The organism is Olivibacter jilunii, from assembly GCF_900607235.1.
Classification (GTDB): domain Bacteria; phylum Bacteroidota; class Bacteroidia; order Sphingobacteriales; family Sphingobacteriaceae; genus Olivibacter; species Olivibacter oleidegradans.
Window position 1 is genome coordinate 111,784 of record NZ_LR027854.1, and the last position, 21,857, is coordinate 133,640.

17 protein-coding genes are annotated in these 21,857 nt (G+C 41.9%); 10 read left to right on the forward strand and 7 right to left on the reverse strand.

What is annotated here, in order from left to right; genetic code table 11:
* Positions 1-105 precede the first annotated feature (105 nt).
* Positions 106-1,770: a RagB/SusD family nutrient uptake outer membrane protein gene (locus tag E0E36_RS20605; protein WP_130857565.1), complete on the reverse strand. Its 1,665-nt coding sequence runs from the start codon at positions 1,768-1,770 to the stop codon at positions 106-108.
* A gap of 11 nt (positions 1,771-1,781) precedes the next feature.
* Entirely contained in the window at positions 1,782-4,772 is a 2,991-nt protein-coding gene (locus E0E36_RS20610) for a SusC/RagA family TonB-linked outer membrane protein (RefSeq protein ID WP_130857566.1), read from the reverse strand.
* Positions 4,773-5,002: 230 nt separating this feature from the next.
* Here E0E36_RS20610 and E0E36_RS20615 point away from each other — a divergent pair, with 230 nt between their 5' ends.
* The 3 genes from E0E36_RS20615 to pelA are packed head-to-tail and all read left to right on the forward strand — an operon-like array spanning position 5,003 to position 8,681.
* Positions 5,003-6,001 (forward strand): pectinesterase family protein, encoded by a 999-nt coding sequence (locus tag E0E36_RS20615; protein ID WP_130857567.1) that lies wholly within the window; start codon positions 5,003-5,005, stop codon positions 5,999-6,001.
* A 2-nt stretch (positions 6,002-6,003) separates the two neighbouring features.
* A complete protein-coding gene (locus E0E36_RS20620) occupies positions 6,004-7,644 on the forward strand; it encodes a glycoside hydrolase family 43 protein (protein ID WP_446686257.1) in 1,641 nt (546 codons plus the stop codon).
* Between the two features lie 2 nt (positions 7,645-7,646).
* The gene (gene pelA, locus E0E36_RS20625) at positions 7,647-8,681 is read left to right on the forward strand and encodes a pectate lyase (RefSeq protein WP_130857568.1); all 1,035 of its coding nucleotides are present in this window, start codon (positions 7,647-7,649) and stop codon (positions 8,679-8,681) included.
* Between the two features lie 249 nt (positions 8,682-8,930).
* On the opposite strand, the gene E0E36_RS20630 is transcribed toward pelA, so the two are convergent.
* The 3 genes from E0E36_RS20630 to E0E36_RS20640 form a co-directional block, all read right to left on the reverse strand.
* On the reverse strand, positions 8,931-11,411 hold the full coding sequence (locus E0E36_RS20630) for a glycoside hydrolase family 95 protein (protein WP_130857569.1): 2,481 nt from the start codon (positions 11,409-11,411) through the stop codon (positions 8,931-8,933).
* A 157-nt stretch (positions 11,412-11,568) separates the two neighbouring features.
* Entirely contained in the window at positions 11,569-12,552 is a 984-nt protein-coding gene (locus E0E36_RS20635) for a pectinesterase family protein (protein WP_130857570.1), read from the reverse strand.
* Between the two features lie 8 nt (positions 12,553-12,560).
* Positions 12,561-13,295 (reverse strand): rhamnogalacturonan acetylesterase, encoded by a 735-nt coding sequence (locus E0E36_RS20640; RefSeq protein WP_013666148.1) that lies wholly within the window; start codon positions 13,293-13,295, stop codon positions 12,561-12,563.
* Positions 13,296-13,531: 236 nt separating this feature from the next.
* Here E0E36_RS20640 and E0E36_RS20645 point away from each other — a divergent pair, with 236 nt between their 5' ends.
* Positions 13,532-14,557, forward strand: a complete 1,026-nt coding sequence (locus E0E36_RS20645) for a LacI family DNA-binding transcriptional regulator (RefSeq protein WP_013666147.1) — start codon at positions 13,532-13,534, stop codon at positions 14,555-14,557.
* Between the two features lie 167 nt (positions 14,558-14,724).
* On the opposite strand, the gene E0E36_RS20650 is transcribed toward E0E36_RS20645, so the two are convergent.
* Complete coding sequence (locus E0E36_RS20650) at positions 14,725-15,705, reverse strand: sugar phosphate isomerase/epimerase family protein (RefSeq protein WP_013666146.1); 981 nt, start codon at positions 15,703-15,705, stop codon at positions 14,725-14,727.
* Between the two features lie 291 nt (positions 15,706-15,996).
* On the opposite strand from E0E36_RS20650, the gene E0E36_RS20655 reads away from it, so the two are divergent.
* The 3 genes from E0E36_RS20655 to E0E36_RS20665 are packed head-to-tail and all read left to right on the forward strand — an operon-like array spanning position 15,997 to position 18,709.
* Complete coding sequence (locus E0E36_RS20655; protein ID WP_013666145.1) at positions 15,997-16,467, forward strand: RidA family protein; 471 nt, start codon at positions 15,997-15,999, stop codon at positions 16,465-16,467.
* A 28-nt stretch (positions 16,468-16,495) separates the two neighbouring features.
* Positions 16,496-17,620: a D-TA family PLP-dependent enzyme gene (locus E0E36_RS20660; protein WP_130857571.1), complete on the forward strand. Its 1,125-nt coding sequence runs from the start codon at positions 16,496-16,498 to the stop codon at positions 17,618-17,620.
* Positions 17,621-17,629: 9 nt separating this feature from the next.
* Entirely contained in the window at positions 17,630-18,709 is a 1,080-nt protein-coding gene (locus tag E0E36_RS20665) for a dipeptidase (RefSeq protein ID WP_130857572.1), read from the forward strand.
* A gap of 1 nt (position 18,710) precedes the next feature.
* Here E0E36_RS20665 and E0E36_RS20670 read toward each other — a convergent pair whose 3' ends face one another.
* Positions 18,711-19,352, reverse strand: coding sequence for a hypothetical protein (locus tag E0E36_RS20670; protein ID WP_130857573.1), 642 nt, complete (start codon positions 19,350-19,352; stop codon positions 18,711-18,713).
* Between the two features lie 109 nt (positions 19,353-19,461).
* Between E0E36_RS20670 and E0E36_RS20675 the strand changes: the two genes are divergently transcribed.
* From E0E36_RS20675 to E0E36_RS20685, 3 genes are all read left to right on the forward strand, one after another.
* Positions 19,462-19,713: a hypothetical protein gene (locus tag E0E36_RS20675; RefSeq protein WP_130857574.1), complete on the forward strand. Its 252-nt coding sequence runs from the start codon at positions 19,462-19,464 to the stop codon at positions 19,711-19,713.
* A gap of 117 nt (positions 19,714-19,830) precedes the next feature.
* Positions 19,831-20,748: a helix-turn-helix domain-containing protein gene (locus tag E0E36_RS20680; protein WP_013666140.1), complete on the forward strand. Its 918-nt coding sequence runs from the start codon at positions 19,831-19,833 to the stop codon at positions 20,746-20,748.
* 76 nt (positions 20,749-20,824) lie between these two features.
* Entirely contained in the window at positions 20,825-21,826 is a 1,002-nt protein-coding gene (locus E0E36_RS20685; protein ID WP_130857575.1) for an aldo/keto reductase, read from the forward strand.
* Positions 21,827-21,857 lie beyond the last annotated feature (31 nt).

A 21,857-nucleotide genomic window follows, 5' to 3' on the forward strand; every position in this document is an offset into this window, starting at 1 on the left:
ATCACATTGGCTAATCATCACATTGGCTAATTCACCACTTCCCTACTTGACAACTCAACTACTTAACTACTTCCCTACTCAACTATTCAACTACTCAACCACCTGCTACTGATATCCCGGATTTTGAGTAAATTCACTTTTATTGGTTACGGCGTCTAATTGGTTTTGAGGGATTGGACGAAGCATATGATAATCTCTGAAATAAGTAATCGCATGTGGGTTGTATTTTTGCAGACTTTCTTTTAATTTTCCGGTACGTTTTAAGTCAAACCATCGCATCTGCTCTCCCGCGAACTCTCTTGCCCGTTCCTCTAATATAAAATCGAGCGTTACATCAGCAGCGTTAACATCCATTTCTTCTTTATGTCCTTCTTTTGCAGCACGTTCACGAATAATATTCAAATAAGTCACGGCCTCCTCGTTATTGCCGGTTTTAAAGGCAGCTTCGGCTACGATCAAGTACATTTCGGCTAAGCGAATAACAAAAGCATCCCGAACACTCTGCGCTTCGTTTATACTTCCTCGGGTGTTATCCATGAACTTTTTAAGTGAAATATAACGTAGCCGATTCTTCGATGAGCCATCTGTATTATAAATATCGCCATCATCATAGATGGTGTAATTTTTTGTTGCACGTACCGAGGCCGGAACCGTATACTTTGAAATAAATACGGCTGTGTCGCCAACATTCATCCCTGCAGGTCTTCCCGACGCATTCGGTTGATTACAATACCATACGTTCTGAAAAGAGGCTTCAAATCGGCTATCGATGTTTTCATTAAAAAGATATAATAAATATCTTGATGGCTGATAACGGTTAAAAGGCCGACCATATTCCAAGCTTCTAATCACTCCCGGTTGATCATCATACTTCATCAGGAAAAGCATATGGGCACTATTTGACCCTCTATTATCTCCATCCGGATAAACATTATCGTCCTGTTTGTCATTATCGTTCAGATTAGAAGAATAATTAACGGCATAAACAATTTCACTATTTTGGAGATTGTTCATTCTCCATAAGTCAGCATAATTAGGCAGTAAAGCAAAACCATAATCACTAATTACCTTTTTAGCTAAAGCACCCGCTTCGGCATTCAACCCTCTGGTTAAGTATACACGTGCCAAAAACGCCTCCGCAGCTGGCTTTGTTACGCGCCCATAATCAGCGGTAGTAGGCGCTAAATGATCAACAGCAAAACGTAAATCTTCGATAATTAAGTTGTAAAAATCATCGACACTCGATTTCCTTGCTTCTGTAACGACACCTACTGTTTCCTCGGTTGTCAAATGGACGCCTCCCCAGGTTTCTACAATGTGATAGTAATAGAAGGCGCGCAGAAATCGAAATTCCGCTGTCCGCTGTATTTGCAGTGCCTGATCCATCCCCGAATTTCCGACTCTTGCGATACCGGCATTACATACATTAATGGCCTTGTAAAAATTAGACCATACTTCCTGTAAGGCGCCGTTGGTTGCTTGAAGATTTTGATAGGTCGTAAGATCCGGATATACATCACCCGCACCATTGGTCCATAAGTCGGTACCAGTTTCTCCTATATTATAGCCACGCTCCTTACCATACCACCAACGTTGATAACTATAAGCGGCATTAACCAAGGTCTCAAAACCTTTAGGTGTTGTATACAAAGTCTCGTCGGTAATACCACTGAGGTTCTCCTCATCAAGCATTTTTTTGCATGAAGTTAGTCCAGCTGCCAATAAAAAAGCAGCGATTAAAACTGTTTTATATCTAGTATGTACAATCATTATAATAGCCTTTAAAAGTTAACATTAATACCTGCCACAATTAAGCGCGTTAAGGGAGCTGATTCACCGCCTCCACGCTCCGGATCGTATCCGTTAATGGTTTTGGTCCACATCGCCAAGTTTCTACCCGACACATATACCTTCAATTTAGCTAAGCCCCATTTATCCGTCACGGAAGTGGGTAAAGTATACCCTAGGGTTACATTTCTCAATTTCACAAAAGAGCCGTCCGTATAACCCAAGGTAGAAGTATAGAGCATACTTGTTCTACTTAAATTGGCATTAGGCCGTGGCCATTGATTACTAGGATTTTCGGGTGTCCAGTAACTAATATCAGCTGTGCTATTTTCAACGGCTTGGGGATCGTATCGGGTCAGGTAATTGGCGTTGATCATTTGTCCAATGCGCGCAAAAACATTAATGTTTAAATCGAAATTTTTATAGCTAAAATCGTTGTTCCAACCCAAGCTCCATTTAGGCACTTGCGAGCCTACTACTACGCGATCACCATCTGCGGTAATCACGTTATCGCCGTTCTGATCTTTTACTCGTATGTCACCGGGTCTTTGACCATATTGACCCGCTAGTTCTTCTTCTCCTAGTTGCCAGATACCGAGCTTTTCATAATCGAAATAAGAATTAACGGGATAGCCAACAACTACGTAACGAGCATCCAAGCTGATCACATCTTGGTTATCGATCAGCTCTTTCACCTTTTCAATATTTTTGGTAAATGATACCGTACTGTTCCATTTAAATTGGTTGTTGCTTATTGGAGCCGCATTTAACATAAACTCAATACCTTTATTTTCTGTTTTACCAATATTTTGTGTAACGAAAGAATAGCCGGAAGTAGGTGGCAGGATTCTATCGAGCAATAAGTCGCTCGTACTGGTGTGATAGAGTTCTAAGGTACCGTTTAGTCTTCCTTTGAACAATCCGAAGTCCAACCCGATATTGGTGTTAGCCGATTTTTCCCAACCTAACTGGGGGTTTCGTGAATTGTTTGGAAAACCGTATCCAGGAGCAGACGCGTCACCATAAGCAAAAGGGATTCTGGTGAGCGTACTCTGCGATGAATAAGCAACGACTGAAGAGTTGCCGGAAACACCATAACTTGCTCGCAATTTAAGATCGCTAAACAACGATTGCTCCTTCATAAATCCCTCATCTACGATACGCCAAGCGCCCGCTACAGAAGGAAAAAAGTCCCATTTGTTCCCTACAGCCAGCTGACTAGCACCATCCGTCCGTGCCGTTAGTGTCAACAGGTATTTTCCTTTATAACCATAATTTACCCGAGCGGCATACGATAGTAGTTTTGTTTCGGTATAAGCGCTGGTTATAGCGAGGTTTTGCGTATTCGAACCAAGGTTATAAAAGAAATTATTGTCTAATAATTGATTTTCCCCTTGCGCTGTCGCATTCTCGGTATCATTATAAAGGTATTCACTGATACCTGTTATACTGAAATCATGTTCACCGAAAGTCTTCTGGTAATTCACAATTGCTTGCCAGTTATAGCCTAACCCATTGTTTGTCACATAGGTAGCGCGTGAATTCGCTCCGTTACGACGAATTGAGTAGGAACCCTCATATAAACCATCGCGTAAATTAGAAAGATTTACTGCAAAGTTACCGCGAATACTCAATCCTTCAACGGGTTTAAACTCCGCAAAAACGGTTGGGAATACACGGAGTGTTTTTACATTGTTTTTGTAATTGCCTGGTTGCTCATCCGCCAAGGGGTTGATGGCTCCACCCTGTCCGGGGTAAATAATATAATTATCTTCTGTGTCAAAGGGTGTATTCAGCGGACTAATTTTATTTGCCTGATTAAGCGGATCGGCACGCTTGTTTTGATCGTAATAAGTTAACTGGGTTTGCGTTCCCACTTTAAGTGTACCGGCCACTTGGTAATCAAGATTTAACCGAGCGGTATAGCGTCTGGCATCATCCATTTCGAATAGTCCCTTTTCATTGAAAAAATCAACCGAGAAGTAAGATTTCAGTTTCTCCGTACCCCCGGAAATGTTTAGCTGATAATCCTGTTGATGTCCTGTTCCTAATAACATATCCGCATAATCGGTAGAAACATTGTTTTCGATAAAACTGAGTTGCTCATTACTGAATATTTTGGCATCGTCGGCCGGACTGCTCCAAACACCCGTAGTACGATAAGCTTCCCTACGTAAAGCCACATATTCCTGTCCGTTCATTACGCGCGGATATCCCGCCACGTTTTGTACGCCGTAATAAGCATTAAAGGAAACCTTAGGAGCACCGGATACACCTCGCTTGGTGGTGACAATGATCACACCATTCGCTCCTCTTGAACCATATATGGCAGTGGAAGAGGCATCCTTTAACACTTCCATACTTTCAATGTCATTGGGGTTGATATCCTGAATGCTGGAATATTGCATCCCGTCAACAATAAAGAGTGGTCCATTGCCAGCGGTAATGGAGCGATTACCTCTCACAGTAATGCTTACACCGGATGTGGCAGAACCGCTTTGTCGCACAATATCTACTCCAGGCGCTTTTCCTTGTACTGACTCCATTACATTCGTAGTAGGTAATTTTGTTAGCTCTTCACGCGCGACTGAAGTGACTGCTCCTGTGAGATCCCTTTTTTTAACCGTGCCATAGCCGATTACTACTACCTCATCCAAGTTAGTTGCGTCTTCTTCTAACACGACATTTGATAATCTCTTTGGTGCATCAATTGGTATCTCCCGGGTTTTGTATCCCACATAATTAAAAACCAAGGTAGCTGGCATCGCAGGCAGTGTTAAGCTGAATTCTCCTTGATTATTTGTACTGGTGCCAGTGGTGGTTCCTTTCACCAACACGCTGACAGCAATTAGGGGTAACCCTTCTTTATCGACCACCTTTCCTGTAACGGTCCCATTTTGTCCAACCGCAAAGGATAAGTTAATCCCCGTCAGACAAAAAAACATAATAAAAAAACTGCTGATTCTTTTAGGTAATTGCATCATTTTGATTAGCTAGTATTAATTTTGGCTTGTGATTTTAATTGCTTAGCATCTGATTCGCAAGTATAGAATTATCCCAGTGTATTTCCAACGTTGGCATCACTTGAAATTTACGCAATCGATCCCGGAAACGATTGCGTAAAAATTATCGTTCTGCCCTGCTAGCATTATAAAAATTCTCCCTATTCTTGTTCTACGGACCAATCAGAAAATCCATAACCTTCCTATATATTATGAAGAGGATCGCACTATTGATTATTATATTCGGCTGTATATTTCATCATTCGATTTTTTCCCAAACCGTTTATCCGGATCGCTTTATTGTTAGCCAAGAGGGCGATGGCGACTTCCGTACGATTCAAGAAGCAGTCAATGCCGTGCGCGACTTATCACAGCAACAGGTTCGGATTTATATCCGAAAAGGTGTTTATAGAGAAAAGATAGTTATCCCGTCATGGAAAACGAATATTTCTTTCATTGGAGACGGTACCGGGCAAACAATCATTACTAACGCAGACTATTCCGGGAAGCCCTATACGGATACGGTTGATGCCTTTGGAAAAAAAGCCTTTACAACCTATAATTCATATACGGTTTTGGTGCAGGGAAATGATTTTACCGCTGAAGGACTGACAATACAAAATACAGCGGGTCGCGTTGGCCAAGCAGTGGCTTTGCATGTGGAAGCGGATCGGGTTGTCATAAAAAACTGCAGGCTCTTGGGGAATCAAGACACACTCTATACAGCCACGGAAAACAGTCGACAATACTACGTCAATTGTTATATTGAAGGAACCACCGATTTTATATTTGGACAGGCTACTGCAGTTTTTCAACGGTGTACTATTCATAGTTTAAGTAACTCGTATATTACAGCAGCATCCACAACACCACGGCAAGCCTTCGGCTTTGTCTTTTTAGATTGCAAGCTTACTGCAGATAAAGAAGCAACGAAGGTGTATCTTGGCCGACCTTGGCGCCCTTATGCCAAGACAGTCTTTATACGCTGCCATATGGGTCCACATATCCTTCCGCAAGGATGGGACAACTGGCGTAACCCGGCAAACGAATCAACTGCTTATTATGCAGAATTCCACAGTGAAGGACCGGGAGCTCATGCAGCAGCTCGCGTGAAATGGAGTAAACAGCTGACAGAAAAAGACATAGAGTCTTATACGCTTAAGCAGATATTCAATTACCAGGATCCTTGGAATCCGACAACTAACAAGTAAACATGAAAATGCTACGAAACACAGGCTTATTATCCTTATTGTTAATAGTTTGTTCCCTCATAAAATCGACAGCGCAAGACAAGCCTTATGTCTCGCAGGTTTGGGTGGCCGATCAGGGCAACGGTACCTATAAGAATCCCGTGCTTGACGCCGATTATTCCGATCCCGACGTCATTCGGGTAGGTGATGATTTTTACATGACAGCTTCCAGCTTTGATGCCGTTCCCGGTTTACCAATCTTACATTCGAAGGACTTGGTAAACTGGCAGCTTATTGGACATGCCTTAAAAAGGCAGCCGCCCTTTGATCACTTCTCAAAAACGCAACATGGCAACGGGGTTTGGGCACCATCCATCCGTCATCATAATGGTGAGTTCTATATCTACTATGGTGATCCTGATTTTGGCATCTATATGATCAAAACAAAAGACCCGTGGGGTGATTGGGAGGAGCCGGTGCTTGTTGAAGCAGGTAAAGGAATGATTGATGTTTGCCCTTTGTGGGATGACGATGGCCAAGCTTACATTGCATATGCATATGCCGGTAGTCGCGCCGGTATTAAAAGTATCATAGCCATCAAGAGGTTAAGTGCTGATGGCACAAAAAACCTAGACGAGGGTACGATTGTTTATGATGGGCATGCTTTAGATCCTACGATTGAAGGACCTAAATTTTATAAGCGGAACGGATATTATTATATCATGGCGCCAGCTGGCGGAGTAGCCACGGGCTGGCAGCTCATACTACGTTCAAAAAACATCTACGGCCCTTACGAAAGGCATGTAGCCATGGAACAAGGGAATACAAGCATCAATGGGCCTCATCAAGGTGGATGGGTAGACACGCAGAAAGGTGAAGATTGGTTCCTTCATTTTCAGGATAAAGATGCTTATGGAAGAGTGGTGCATCTTCAACCCATGAAATGGGTAAAGGACTGGCCTGTTATAGGGAAAGATGTGGAAGGAAAAGGAACGGGTGAACCGGTTTTATCCCATCAAAAACCGAATGTGGGAAAAAACTATCCTATACAAACACCTGTCGAAAGTGATGAGTTCAATGATCGAGCCATGGGCAAACAATGGCAATGGCAAGCCAATCCGAAGGCCACTTGGTCGTTCTTTTATCCTGAAAAGGGCGTACTGCGACTTTATACACAGCAGGCTCCGGACAGCGCCCGCAATTTATGGGATGTTCCAAATATATTATTACAAAAATTTCCCACGGAAGTATTTACAGCAACCACAAAGGTCACTTTCTCACCGAATGAGAAAATAAAGGATGAAAAAACCGGTTTAATTATCATGGGGCAAAGTTATGCCCATTTAAGTCTAAAAAACGGGCAAGACGGCATAGCGCTGGTATACGGAGAAGCGAAAGATGCACATAAAGGTGCAACAGAAAAGGAGAGAATTATCTCGAAAATAAAAACAAATACGCTTTACCTTCGTGTCCGTGTAAATGCCGGCGCGCAATGTCAGTTTAGCTATAGCGAAGATGGCAAGACATTTATAGAAATTGATGCCTTATTTAAGGCCACTCCCGGGCAATGGATTGGCGCAAAAGTTGGCCTTTTTAGTACCCGTTCAACCCAAATCAACGATTCCGGATGGGGCGATTACGACTGGTTTAGAATAGAAAAATAAGTATGCTTGCGTTGAAATGTTTTCGGTGGCTTAGTTTAATTTTTTTGCTCTGCTCCTTTGGTTTTGTACAGGAGCAGGAAAAAACGGATCCAACGGCTGAAAACATGTTGTTATTACAAAGAAGCTGCGGTGGCTGGTCCAAATTTTTCAACAAACAAAAAGTGGACTATCAGCATGTATTTACGACATCAGAAATTGCGCTTGCTGAGGAACAAAAAGATTTAACGGATGCTACGATAGATAATAATGCAACCAGTAGCGAAATCCGCTACCTGATCAAGGCGTATGAGAAAACGCAGAATAAATTATATTTAAGTGCGGCAAAAAAAGGCATTAATTATCTTATAGAAGCTCAATATCCCAATGGAGGGTGGCCGCAGTATTATCCCGACACCCATCTTTATCGATCGCAAATCACGTATAATGATCGCGCAATGATCAATGTCTTGCGGATTATGCAAGACATTGTGGCAGCAACAAACAGCTTTGGTATTCTTGGAGAAGACTATAAGCAAAAGGCAAAAAAGGCACTTTATTTGGGTGTCGATTGTATATTGAAAACGCAGGTTATAATAAACGGACAAAAAACAATCTGGGCAGCACAATATGATAAAGATAGGTTACAACCGGCAAAAGCGAGGGTTTATGAATTACCTTCGCTTGCTGCTGCTGAGTCTAGTGATGTTTTGCTTTTCCTAATGGACCAGCCAAAATCACCTCTATTAATAGAAGCAATCGAAACTGGTGTGAAATGGTTTGCCGATCATAAAATTGAGAATAAAGAAGCTGTAATTATTGAAGATTCAACGCAACCTAGTGGAAAAGATCGTGTACTGGTTCACCAACCGGGAACCGACTGCTGGGCTCGCTTTTATGATTTAAAGCAGCAAGAACCTTTATTTGTCGGACGCGATGGTGTACCTCGTCAGACACTTTCAGCTATTGAAAACGAGCGCCGCGTAGGCTATGCTTGGTATGGAAATTGGGGAGATAAAGTAAGGAAGACCTATAAAAAATGGAAGTTGAACCAATTTTAATGGGGTAATTATTCGTATCTTTGTAAATCCTTTCTCATTCACAATTAGTATCTCATTTTTTTAAAAGGTATCAAGTTGTCTAAATCCACGTTAAGTCCACATCAAGTCCACCTTTAGTCCACGTTATATCCACCTGTCATTCGGTATATCTCCGCTACCCATTGGGTATTCCTTCGGTTTCTATAGTGCGTACCTATATCGGATATAGCTCGAATGGAACAAGAATGTAAATGGGCTTTCACAAGTATCTTACTTTAAGAGAAAATAAGTCTTTCCCTTTTTAGTTGGTAAATCATATTCCTCGAATTCTTCCGTATAATTTGCCGCTAATTGACCTATGTGACTAATTGGTTCTTTAATTTCGGGTACCTTATATAAGAGATTCGAATTTTCGCCTATTGCTTTCTCTACAGCAAGTTTATCGACCATCTTCGCGCTAGCAATCCGGATTCTGCAATTGCCTCCAAGTCGAGAATGTACCTTCAGCTTTTGTAGCTTACCATCTTTCCATGCTATGTCCACAATAAAGCCACCTCGGGCTTTCAATCCTTTCACCTCACCATTCTGCCACTGATCGGGCAAAGCTGGCAAAATGTGTAAACAACCATCATGCGATTGGATCAGCATTTCAGCTATTCCCGCGGTACAACCAAAATTTCCATCAATTTGAAAAGGTGGATGTGCGTCTAACAGATTAGCGTAAGTACCGCCTGCTTCGCCGTTGCCATCATTAGCAGCAGGACTCAGTTGATCAGCTATTAATTTATAAGCACGATTGCCATCCAGTAACCTTGCCCACCAGTTTACTTTCCAACCCATAGACCAACCAGTTGATTTGTCGCCCCGGAAAACAAGTGACTTCTTAGCGGCTTCAAAAAGAGTAGGGTGCCGAATAGGTGATATCTGTGCAGCGGGGTATAATCCATAGAGATGAGATATGTGCCGATGACGGTCATCTGCGCGATCCCAATCTTCCATCCATTCCTGTAACTGTCCGAGTTTACCGATCTGCATTGGGGGCAATCGTTTTAGTTTACTAGCTACAGTGTCCATAAAATCTTCGTCTACCTGCAAAACATGTGCTGCTTCCAGAAAATTTGAAAAGACATCAAAAACCAGTTGATTATCCATAGTAGTCCCAGCTGAGATACCTACACCCGATTGGTAAGAATTTTCGGGTGACATCGATGGCGCTACGACTAACCATTTATGCTTCGGCTCTTCCTGCAGCACATCTACATAAAACTGCGTTACTCCTTTCAGTATCGGATAATATTTAGCCAAGAAGGCATTGTCTCCGTTAAACAAGTAGTGTTGCCAAATATGTTGCGAAAGCCACGCTCCACCCATTGGCCACATACCATAAAAACCACCATCGATAATCCCCGTAACACGCCATATGTCGGTATTGTGATGCATGTTCCAACCCCGAGCACGGTAATAGTTCCAGGCGCTTTCCTTTCCTGTAACCGATAAATCTTCGAGCATAGCAAACAAAGGTTCATGCATCTCGCTCAGATTGGTTACCTCGGCAGGCCAGTAATTCATCTCGGTATTAATATTAACGGTATACTTACTACTCCAAGGAGGTGATAATTTATCATTCCAGATTCCCTGCAAATTGGCAGGCTGCGTGCTTGGACGGGAAGAAGAGATCAACAGGTACCTGCCAAATTGAAAATAAAGCGACACCAATTGCGGATCATTACCTAAATGAAAATCCGCCACTCGTTGATCAGTTGCTTTATTCATAGCAACTGTTTGGCCCAGGTCTAACGATACACGATCAAAGTATCGCCTATAATCTTCTACATGCTTTGATTTGATTTTTCTGTAGCTTTTTTTCAACGCGGTGTTTAGGTAATCATCAGCCCGTTCGCGGGCATCCCCACCCAAATCATGATAATTATTGAAATTTGTTCCGATAGCTATATACACCGTCAATTCATCCGCTTGACGTACACGCAACATTTCTCCTTCTGCTTGTAGCGTCCCCCCTTTTACTTTCGGTTCTACAGCAATTGAGAATTTAACCTGACCTTTTTTGTTCTGCTTATCTCCCGAGGTGCCGTTTACATAGATTCGATTGCCAATAAAATGTTGTTGATGTATGAGATGCGGCGTATTCAATTTCAAATTGCAGCTTATACTTCCTGCTCTATCAGCGGTCACGCGCATCATTATTACCTGATCATGAGCTGTGGCTAAGTACTCTCTTTTATAGGTTACCTCACCTACTCTATAAGTCACCGTAGACAACGCATCAGCAATATCTAATTCGCGCCGGTATGCCACTGTTTCACCCTCATGTAAAAAATCAATCCATAAATCACCCGCAGGTTGATAGGACATACCGTAATTATTGTTTGCTTCCGGTTCCCTTGGCATTTCTTTATTCGAAAGGTCTTGAGCCTCTTTGTATTTCCCTGCAAATAACAGACGCCGTATTTCCTGCATAGTCGAATACAAATCTTTGCTACTATTATTTCCCGGTCCGCCCGACCAAATGGTCTCTTCGTTCAGCTGCAGATGATCTTGCTTTACACCACCAAATAGCATCGCTCCCAACCGACCGTTACCGATAGGCAAGGCCTCGTTCCAATGGGCCGCGGGCTTATCATACCAAAGTTTGTATGAATCCGATCCGGTCGCATTAACTGCTGAGTAAATGAACACAACTAATAAAAGAAGGATATATGCACGTTTCTGTAGAAAGGTTGTTTGCATCATAGGATATAACTTAATGGCATAATCGGTTATCAGGTTCAATATTACTAAAAACCTTCCATTTTTCCAACGTTGGCATTCGGATGTATGCAAAATTATTATTCCCCTGATTGATACGGCCGTATACAACACGGTTTACGCTTATAGGACCATATTAACATTAACGGTTAAAAGGAGCCCAATCACCTAATATCTTTTCTTTAGTATATTCCTCAACGTCTTCCTTATTCAGAATCTTAGCCCAATCGACCCTTTTGTCGGAATTTGCGCCAGCGCCCTGACTATTGTACTCCGCATAAAAAACGGTCCTTTCATTTTCTTCTTTTCCCCAATTGTCCCAACCTTCAGGACGAATATGTTCGCCCATATCACAGTTAATATAAACCACTTTCGAATAAGGACGCCAAGGTCGTCCTAAAGCCGCAGAAATGGCAGCATTTGCCGCTGTTAGTTTGCAGTTGATAAATACATAACCATAGGATTTGCCTTGTGGAGTAGAAGCTGCCGTCACATAGCCATCACCTTTGCTGTGCAATTCACATTCCATGAAAAGAGCGGTTGCTGCGCCAAAAACAAAATCTACCGTTCCTTCGATATAGCAATTTTCAAAGTATTGCAAACTTTCCTTGCTTTTATCATCTTGGGGCCCTTTTGTATAAAGTGTATCTTGGAAGCCTAAGAATCGACAGTTCTTGAAGGCTACACGATTACCGGTTATGTTAACAGCAACCGCTTGCCCCACGGGTCCGGAGGAATTCGCAAATGTTAGATTTTCAGCGGTGAAATCATCCGCCTCTATAAAAAAAGAAGAAGATCCGGTAGTGCCATAGTTCTTTCCTGTTTCCGGATTAAGTTTGGCAGCAAAATTATCGTAGGTCAACAAGGTCTTATGAGGATCTTCTCCCAATAATTTGACACGCCGCTTTGAGGACTTTAAAAGGAGACGTTCTTTGTAGACACCGGGTCTTATCAAAATAGTGGTAACATTTTTGCTGTAATCCGGAACAGCATTGAAAGCCTCCTGAATGCTTTTAAAGTCTCCCGAACCATCCTCTGCTACAACGATTGTCGATTGCTTTACCGATGCTAACCCATAAGCCATACTGATAATTAAGAAAACAATACTGCTTAAAGCTCTTCCCATGATGTATCTTATTTAAACTCTTTGACAAGGCTGAGCTTTAGCTCTTTTATCCCCTCCACAGCTAATTTGGCAACAGTCATCGCTCCTTCCTTATTCAAATGTGTATTATCGACAACCCCTTCCGGATAGTTTTTATGTCCCGGTTTTAAGTGGAGGAAGAGTTTTTCGGACTTCCGTTCACCCAATTTAGTTAACAAGCGATTTGTTTTCTCGGTAAGATCAATTAGGGGCACTTGTAAACTATCCGCCACCTCCCGAGTTGCCGCCGGATAACCTTTATGTGTATCAACCAAAACTCCCTGTTCAAAATTGCGTCGTGCAATAGAAGTCAACAACACCGGCTCAGCCCCTTTTTCGCGGGCTTTTTCGACAAACATACTTAGGTTGGCTTTAAATGTGGCTATATCCGTACCTACCTTTGGCTTATTCACCTTTTCGTCGTTATGTCCGAATTGAATAAAAAGATAATCGCCCGATTTGAGTTGATTGTAGATTTCCTGCCACCGACCTTCATCAATAAACGAGCGCGTGCTTCTCCCATTTTTTGCCATATTTCTCACCCGCACGCTTGGTTTAAATAGAGTGGCAAAAGGGACGCCCCAGCCCGTCTCAGGGTACTTATCGGCATCTTTTATAGCCATCGTTGAATCGCCCATCATCCATAGGGTAGTAGGTTGTCTTTTGGTGAAAGCGTACAACAACAGGCTACAAAACAGCAGAAGCAGTAATTTTTTCTTTTCCATTTCTCAGTTGGTACGTTAAGATTTCTAATTTGGTTGTAAGCGTTTACCGGCAAGTTTACATAATTGTTAAACAAAGATGGAAAAGCCAAACAAGAAAATTAGCGCAAACGATACCGGTATCGTTTGCACCTAACCGTCACGATATCTTCCAATTAACAAAAATCGCGACCAAGCTATTGGAAATCGTTGCATTTAAAGTCATTTTTAGCTAAGTTTGATATTCAAAAAAGCTAAATGTGTTTAAACCAATAACAATAAAAGACATTGCTCAAGCACTCAATCTATCCGCTTCTACCGTTTCCCGGGCTTTAAGTGATAGTTATGAGATCAATCCGGAAACAAAAAAGAGGGTATTGGCCTATGCCGAACAAAACAACTATAAACGAAATCCGATTGCTTTAAGCTTAAAACAACGTAAGAGTTATTCCATCGGGGTGGTGGTTTGCGAGGTAGCAAACAGCTTTTTTTCGCAGGCAATTGACGGTATCGAATCCATTGCGTATAAAAATGGCTATAATATCATTATTACGCAAACGCATGACTCGTACGACCGAGAAGTGATGAATATCAAACATTTAGCAAACCGATCAGTAGATGGTATTCTCATCTCTCTATCCGCTGAAACGACCAATTTTGATCATATTAAGAAACTCCATGATGCCGGTTTACCAATTGTCTTTTTTGATCGCATCTATGATGGGCTAGCCACGCACAAAGTGTCTTCCGATAATCGAAATGGTGCAAAAATGGCGACTCAACACCTGATAGAAAAAGGTTACAGAAAGATCGCTCATTTAGCGAATGCACCCCATCTTTCTATTACAAAGGAACGGTTAGCGGGATATAGAGAGGCGCTAACAGAAAATGGTATTCCTATTGAGGAGGCTAACATTACGTATTGTCATCATGGAGGCAGTAATCAAAAAGAGGTGGATGCTGCCGTTCAATATTTTTTATCGATGGATGAAAAACCCGATTCGATTTTCGTGGCGAGCGATCGCCTCAGTATTGGTTGCTTAACGGCAATCAAAAAATATGGCGACAAGGCTTATATGCCAGCTATAGCCGGTTTTTCAAACAGTGACGTACTGGATTTATTCAGCACCGATTTCTCGAGTATACGCCAACCTGCCTTTGAAATGGGCAGGGTGGCGACTGATCGTTTAATTCAGCTCATTGAAAGTAAATATCCCGTCTATGAGCACGAATCCATCGTATTAGGAACGGAGTTGATCGAACGGATTCCGGGTAAACTACTGTAGGCTTTAGACAATCGGAAATCAGCTGTCAGCCTCATTTATATCACTTAGCAAAGTTATAGTTGGTGCTACGGCTCCTACTACTTTTCTATTATTTATTGCCGAATCACTAAACAGCTCTACTACTTTACCACTTAACGACTCAACTACTCTACCACTCAACTATTTAACTATTTCCCAATCAAATTATCTTTAATATAATTAAAACTCAATCGGATGCTTTCAAAATGGTTCTCCATGTAAATACCATCCTGCTCAACGAAGAAGTGTTTTAAACCTGCTTCCTCCGACTTTTTGAAGATCGCCTTGTAATCTACTGCTCCTGTTCCAACTTCTGCAAATTTGATGTCCTTTAAGATATCCATTGAAGGGAGTGAGTCTTTTCCCTCGCCAACAATAACATCCGGTTTTGATTTATCGATATCCTTTACATGCCACATTTCAAAACGCTTAGGATACTTGGCAAATAGTTCTATTGGATGAGCGCCGGACTTTATTGCCCAAAACATATCCAATTCAAAAGCAACCAAGTCAGGTTGCGTTTCGCTAACAAGTACGTCATATCCTGTTCTTTTGTCTGGTCCATAGCTTCTAAATTCCCAAAAATGATTATGGTATCCAATTTTAAGTCCCAAGCTTTTACAATATTCACCACCTTTATTCAGCTGTTCTGCCATAAATTTAAAGTCTTCAAGCGTTAACTTATCGATAAGATTAAAGGGTGGTACCGGAACAATTAGATAACGTTGACCAAGCTTAACGGCAATATCTGCTTGTGCTTTCAACTCGTCCTCTTGCCCCTTCCCCATTGTTAGAAAATTATTCAGCTGATAGTGCCCGCTATAGGTCTGCAGATTATTGTCTGCCAACACATTTTTTAGCTCTTCGGTACTTAAGCCCCAATATTTGCCGGAGCCTTTTTCTGTACCGTAATCATAAAAAGTTTCGACATGTCCATAACCGATATTAGCTATTTTCATGATCGTTTGCTTCGCGTCTTTCGCAAGCTCATCACGCATTGTGTATAATTGCAAGCCTATTTCCGCTTCCTGAGGACGCTTGTTACCACATGCGGCTAATACCTGGCTACTTACCATAGCAGAAGCAACGGCTAGGCCGGATTGCTTTATAAATTTTCTTCTAGATACCATATTCAAGTGTTATAGGATAATTTAGCTCGTCTAATTTACACTTATTTATGGTAAAATCAAGTTGATGTTGGCGGTAAGCAACTGGCAGTAAGCACTAAGCTTTTATGACGAAGTTGTCATTTACTTGAAAAAAGTTCATATGGAATCGTACGCGACACGTATTTTTATTCTTATTTTGCTATTTAAGAGGCATATGGCTTACGGCTTAGAGCATATCGCTTTGAAAGGTTTTGCCAAATAGAAACAATATCCTACATTTATAGACGTACTAAATAACAAAAGAATAAAAACATGGAATTTATAGACGCTGATAAGAATTTTGAAGCACTTGGGTTAAGTTTACCTCCTGCACCGGCACCTTTAGGTGTATATAAGCCTTATTTAATTGATGGAAAGTATCTTTATCTTTCGGGACATGGCCCTGTCCGAGACGATAAAAGTCTCATTATAGGCCGCATCGGGGAAACCATCAATATGGAAGACGGTAAACTGGCGGCGCGACAGGTAGGGTTAACGATGCTCTCGACGATCAAAACGAACTTAGGAAGCCTTAATAAAGTAAAACGTGTTATTAAAGTATTGGGCATGGTAAACTGTACCGGTAATTTTGAGAAACATCCTTATATTATTAACGGTTGCAGTGAATTATTTGCAAAAGTATGGGGCGAAGAAAACGGTATCGGCGTACGGAGTGCCGTCGGTATGGGAAGTTTACCCGACAATATTCCGGTGGAAGTAGAAGCACTGTTTGAAATAGAATAAGAATCGGCCAATCTACTAATCTGATAATATGGAAACTGAAATAGCCTCTACATATAGAATTAGCAATGTAGAAGATATATCGACACCTGCACTTGTTGTTTTCCCGGAGCTTGTAAAAAATAATATTCAGCTGCTGATGTCGATGGTTAAATCAGTCGACAAGCTTCGCCCGCATATCAAAACATCCAAATCGGCTGACGCCATACAGCTTTTGCAACTAGCAGGTATCAACAAATTCAAATGCGCCACAATTGCGGAAGCAGAGCTGTTAGGCGATTGTGGCGTTCAGGATGTATTACTGGCATACCAACCTGTCGGACCTAATATTAATCGCTTTATCGCGCTTGTAAAGCGATTTCCCAATACGTCTTTCGCCTGCCTGGTTGATCAATTTGATATTGCCAGCCAATTAAATCAGGTGGCCTTTGCTGAAAGCTTCAACCTAAATATTTATTTCGACATCAATGTAGGCATGAACCGTACCGGTATTAAAACCGATAAAGTTTCTGCTCTTGCCGAACAATGTTCATCGCTATCGAATTTAATACTTTTAGGTTTACACTGTTATGATGGCCATATTCATGAAGCATCACTAGAGGCACGTCAAAATCAATGCCATCGCTACTTCACGGAAATCGAGCAACTTATTGTACAATTAAATGCGCTTTACCAACGGCGTCTCATCATTGTTGCAGGCGGGACACCAACCTTTCCGATTCATGCTGCGAGCGAGCGAGACGACGTAGAATGTAGTCCCGGAACCTTTATCTTTTGGGATAAGGGTTATCAAAATCTCTTCACGGAGCAACCCTTTCAAATAGCAGCCCTTGTCCTTAGTAGGGTTATCTCAATTATAGATGATAAAAGGCTCTGTTTAGACTTAGGGCATAAAGCTATTGCTTCCGAAAATGAGTTGGGTAAACGAGTGTTTTTTATAAACGCGCCGGAGGCCCGTGCTATATCGCATAGTGAGGAACATCTTGTTATAGAAGTTTCCGATACCGGCGATTATACAGTTGGCGATGTTCTGTACGGAATACCGTATCACATTTGTCCGACAGTTGCTTTATACGATACCGCATTTGCGGTTACAGATAATCAGTGGAACGGCGAGTGGCAGATCATTGCCAGGAAACGAAAACTTACAATTTAAAGACATACTATGTTTATTATAGATGCCCATCTTGATTTGAGCATGAATGCCTTGGAATGGAACCGAGATTTAACCAAATCTGTTAAGGAAATCAACCAACGAGAAGAAGGGTTGACTGATAAACCCGACCGCGGGAAGGCGGTGGTATCTTTACCCGAATTGCGGAAAGGCCATATAGGCCTTGTAGTAGCCACTCAAATTGCCCGATATGTTGCACCCGATAATCCATTACCCGGATGGCATTCGCCTGAACAGGCCTGGGCACAAACGCAAGGGCAATTGGCGTGGTACAAGGCCATGGAGGCCAAAGGTGAGATGCGTCAAATAAACAATTTAACGTCATTGGAAGCGCATGTCACTTTATGGAAGGATGAAGGCACTCCATCCGAAAAGAAAGTGATTGGCTACATCTTAAGTTTAGAGGGAGCGGACTCTCTAATCACCACTGAGCATTTGCACCTAGCTTGGCAAAGTGGGCTTCGTGCGGTAGGCCCGGCACATTACGGACCTGGTCGTTATGCCCAAGGGACGGATGCAACAGGCTTTATGGGACCCGAAGGGCGTAAATTATTGGAAGAAATGGAGAAGCTCAACATCATATTGGACGCAACACACCTTTGTGATGATAGCTTTTGGGAGGCATTGGATCATTTCAATGGACCTGTTTGGGCGAGCCATAATAATTGCCGAGCGTTGGTTAATCACAATCGGCAATTTAGCGATGAACAAATAAAAGTGCTGATTGAACGAGGGGCCGTTATAGGTGGCGCTTTAGATGCTTGGATGATGGTTCCCAATTGGCAGCGTGGCATTTCCACACCGAAAGAGATGCAGTGCAATCTGGACGTATTGATAGATCATCTCGATCACATTTGTCAAATAGCCGGAAATTGCAACCACGTCGGTATTGGATCAGATTTGGATGGTGCCTTTGGGAAAGAGCAATGCCCGTATGATTTGGAGACGATTGCCGACCTACAATCATTCAATGAAAAGCTGGCTGACCGGGGCTATACAGCCGACGATATTGTGAAGATATGTCATGGCAATTGGCTACGGTTCTTAAGGAAGGCATGGCAAAACAATTAATTTAGGTTTGAGCAGGTAGATCGATGTCGTTTGTCACCTGCTCATCCTTTTGCTTTGAAAGTCTTTTTCCTATTTGAATTAAGCCAATTACCAGTAATATCATCAAGAAAATATGCAGTTTTCCCCAAACAAAGGCCAGCGTAAGGGCATAGATAGCAAATCCTATCCAATCACGTTTATACTGTAATAATTTCTTTCCGTAAATCAGGTAAAGTCCAATGGGAATTGCCATTAACGTAAAAATCACGAAAGAATGATTTAAATAGGCTGACAATAAATCCCATCGCTTCGACTGTATAAGCGTACCATCAGTTAATTCAAGCCCATAAAAACGATCCCCTCCATTCCTCGATATGTAAGTTACCAGTTGCGATTGCTCTTTAATTTCACTCACTTGCGGGCTTGGAAGATAGTCTTTATTTACATAGCTATGTTTAAGCAGTGGTTGTTGTTTAAATGAAATTAGGATTAACTTTTTATCTCCCTCAGCACTATACTTTTGCTGTATTTCTTGTACCGTCCCGGTCACTTTTTTTAGAAAGGCAGCCGGTATCAAAGCCTTCAGCACCCCTAAACCCAATATACCGATAAGTAAGAATAGGCCTATATGGAGCCACTTTTTTTCGTGGATTATTACGTTCATGCAAATTAGTATATCATGTTTGGTCTTTCAAATCCGCAGCACGGTTATACTAATATACAAACAATATAATATATTAACTGTTTTTCAAATAGGATAGAAAACGATTGTTATGGCAGATACAGCGGACATCTCCTTTAATATAAAGGCTCATATTCAAGGAACGGAAAAAACACTACGCGTGGATCAACTGGAAACAAGTGATGGCGCACCTTATTATAGCTGTTTTGATAAAGACAAGCAGCTAGCAGAAATTCGAAAGGAAGAAAGCAACGAGTGGGTACAGCTTTGGGGTGAACTGGACCAAGCCAGTCTAACTTCGATTGGAAAAGCTATTGAGCAGAAGGAACTAGCTGGTAATTAGCTGTAAGCCGTAGGCTTTGTAGGACTTTCATAAAGATGGGTTGGGCGTGTTATTGCCTAATTGACAAAAGACTATAATCTTCGTATTTTCGTTAGTAATGAGGAACGGAGAACAAATATGATCAATAAAGCAGAGAGCTTACAAGACTTTTATAATAGAAACCCACGGGCTAATCCATTTGGCCTTTCAACCAATAATGCCAATGGTTTGGGCCACTTTAATGTATTTACACGGGAGAATTGTTTTCGATCTACACCATACAATCGGCGGGACTTTTATAAAATCTCACTAATCATTGGTTCCGGACGACTTTACTATGCAGATAAGTGGGTAGATATCGATCGCCCTGCCTTGCTGTTTTCAAATCCTACCGTTCCCTATTCATGGGAAGCAATCAGTGATAAACAGGAAGGTTATTTTTGCCTCTTTACGGCGTCTTTTTTACAAACTGACAGCCCACATTTTCTTTTAAATCAGCTCTCGCTGTTTAAGGTGGGTGGCGACTTCGTTTTCTTTGTAAACGAGGCACAATGTCGGGCTGTGAGTGAGCTTTTCGAAAAGATGATGGAGGAGATTACCACTAACTACGTGCATAAATACGATCTGCTGCGTAATTATCTCCAATTGATTATTCATGAAGCGATGAAAATGCAACCTGTACGAAGTTACTTACCACATTCTTCCGCTTCACGCGTATGCGATTTATTTTTGGATCTTTTAGAACGGCAGTTTCCAATCGATAGTCAAGAAAGGACATTGGGGCTCCGCTCTGCACAAGATTACGCGAACATTCTTTCGGTGCATGTAAATCACTTAAATCGTTCAGTGAAAGAAATCACCGGCAAAACAACCACGCAGCATATTGCCGAACGGTTAGTTAAAGAAGCAAAGGCACTTCTCATTCATTCAGATTGGACCATTTCGGAAATCGCCTATAGTTTAGGTTTTTCCTATCCACCGTACTTCAACAACTTTTTCAGAAAACAAACGCGGATGACACCGGGCATTTTCAGAGAACAGTATGTGCATGTGTGAATTTTATAATAAGTCGTTTGATTAGTATAGGACAGCCTATCTTATTCATCCTAAATTTGTTAAAAAAACATAACATATGGAATACAGAAATTTAAGTAACACAACAGCCCAATTATCTGCTATAGGACTTGGTTGCATGGGGATGAGTTTTGCTTATGGCCCAACCGACGATAACGAAAGTATAGCAACCTTACATAAAGCGCTTGATTTAGGTATCAACTTCTGGGATACAGCTGATATGTATGGAAACGGCGCAAACGAAGAGCTTATTTCAAAGGTGCTTGTTCCAAATCGCGATAAAGTTTTTATCGCTACCAAGTTTGGTTTCCGCTTTAAAGATGGTAAAGCAGGCCCTAGCGCCGCCTCGGGCACCTATTTTGACGGCTCTCCAGCTTGGTTAAAAGTAGCAGTAGAAAATAGTCTTCGTAGGCTTAAGATCGATACCATCGATCTCTATTACGCGCATCGTGTCGATCCAAACATTCCCGTAGAGGAAACCGTCGGCGCCATGGCTGAATTGGTGAAAGAAGGAAAGGTACGCTACCTTGGCTTAAGCGAGGCTTCGGCAAGTTCCTTGAAAAAAGCCCATGCTGTACACCCGATCGCGGCTTTACAGAGTGAGTACTCGCTATTGACCAGGGATGTAGAAGGTGAAATTTTAGACACAGCACGCGCACTGAATATCAGTTTGATTCCCTATTCACCGCTCGCCAGAGGCTTGGTAACCAACACACTGGATGTCAACAGTTTAGACGAAAGCGATTTCAGAAAAACCTTACCTAGATACAGCGGTGAAAACCTCGCCAATAATCAGTCGTTAGCAGCCGAATTTGCTGCAATGGCCAACGACAAGCAAATTACACCTGCTCAATTGGCTTTAGCTTGGGTGCTTGCACAAGGAAAAGACATGATCCCTATTCCAGGCACCAAAAAAAGAAAGTACTTGGAAGAGAATGCAAAAGCCGTAGACGTTCATCTTAGTCAGTCTGATTTAGACGAGATACAGAAACTCATGGATAAATATCCAAATACGGGCCAACGTTACAGTGAAGGGGCTTTAAAGTTAGTAAATAACTAAATTGATCAGATGAAGATGTAAGGTGTTCGGG

What these genes read in the sequence shown, in the direction of transcription:
- E0E36_RS20675 (WP_130857574.1), top strand. Translation starts at nt 19,462, where the DNA reads ATGGCAGATACAGCGGACATCTCCTTTAATATAAAGGCTCATATTCAA.
- E0E36_RS20615 (WP_130857567.1), top strand. Translation starts at nt 5,003, where the DNA reads ATGAAGAGGATCGCACTATTGATTATTATATTCGGCTGTATATTTCAT.
- E0E36_RS20660 (WP_130857571.1), top strand. Translation starts at nt 16,496, where the DNA reads ATGGAAACTGAAATAGCCTCTACATATAGAATTAGCAATGTAGAAGAT.
- E0E36_RS20610 (WP_130857566.1), bottom strand. Translation starts at nt 4,772, where the DNA reads ATGATGCAATTACCTAAAAGAATCAGCAGTTTTTTTATTATGTTTTTT.
- E0E36_RS20620 (WP_446686257.1), top strand. Translation starts at nt 6,004, where the DNA reads ATGAAAATGCTACGAAACACAGGCTTATTATCCTTATTGTTAATAGTT.
- E0E36_RS20685 (WP_130857575.1), top strand. Translation starts at nt 20,825, where the DNA reads ATGGAATACAGAAATTTAAGTAACACAACAGCCCAATTATCTGCTATA.
- E0E36_RS20650 (WP_013666146.1), bottom strand. Translation starts at nt 15,705, where the DNA reads ATGGTATCTAGAAGAAAATTTATAAAGCAATCCGGCCTAGCCGTTGCT.
- E0E36_RS20655 (WP_013666145.1), top strand. Translation starts at nt 15,997, where the DNA reads ATGGAATTTATAGACGCTGATAAGAATTTTGAAGCACTTGGGTTAAGT.
- E0E36_RS20680 (WP_013666140.1), top strand. Translation starts at nt 19,831, where the DNA reads ATGATCAATAAAGCAGAGAGCTTACAAGACTTTTATAATAGAAACCCA.
- E0E36_RS20605 (WP_130857565.1), bottom strand. Translation starts at nt 1,770, where the DNA reads ATGATTGTACATACTAGATATAAAACAGTTTTAATCGCTGCTTTTTTA.
- E0E36_RS20670 (WP_130857573.1), bottom strand. Translation starts at nt 19,352, where the DNA reads ATGAACGTAATAATCCACGAAAAAAAGTGGCTCCATATAGGCCTATTC.
- E0E36_RS20635 (WP_130857570.1), bottom strand. Translation starts at nt 12,552, where the DNA reads ATGGGAAGAGCTTTAAGCAGTATTGTTTTCTTAATTATCAGTATGGCT.
- E0E36_RS20640 (WP_013666148.1), bottom strand. Translation starts at nt 13,295, where the DNA reads ATGGAAAAGAAAAAATTACTGCTTCTGCTGTTTTGTAGCCTGTTGTTG.
- E0E36_RS20665 (WP_130857572.1), top strand. Translation starts at nt 17,630, where the DNA reads ATGTTTATTATAGATGCCCATCTTGATTTGAGCATGAATGCCTTGGAA.
- E0E36_RS20630 (WP_130857569.1), bottom strand. Translation starts at nt 11,411, where the DNA reads ATGATGCAAACAACCTTTCTACAGAAACGTGCATATATCCTTCTTTTA.
- pelA (WP_130857568.1), top strand. Translation starts at nt 7,647, where the DNA reads ATGCTTGCGTTGAAATGTTTTCGGTGGCTTAGTTTAATTTTTTTGCTC.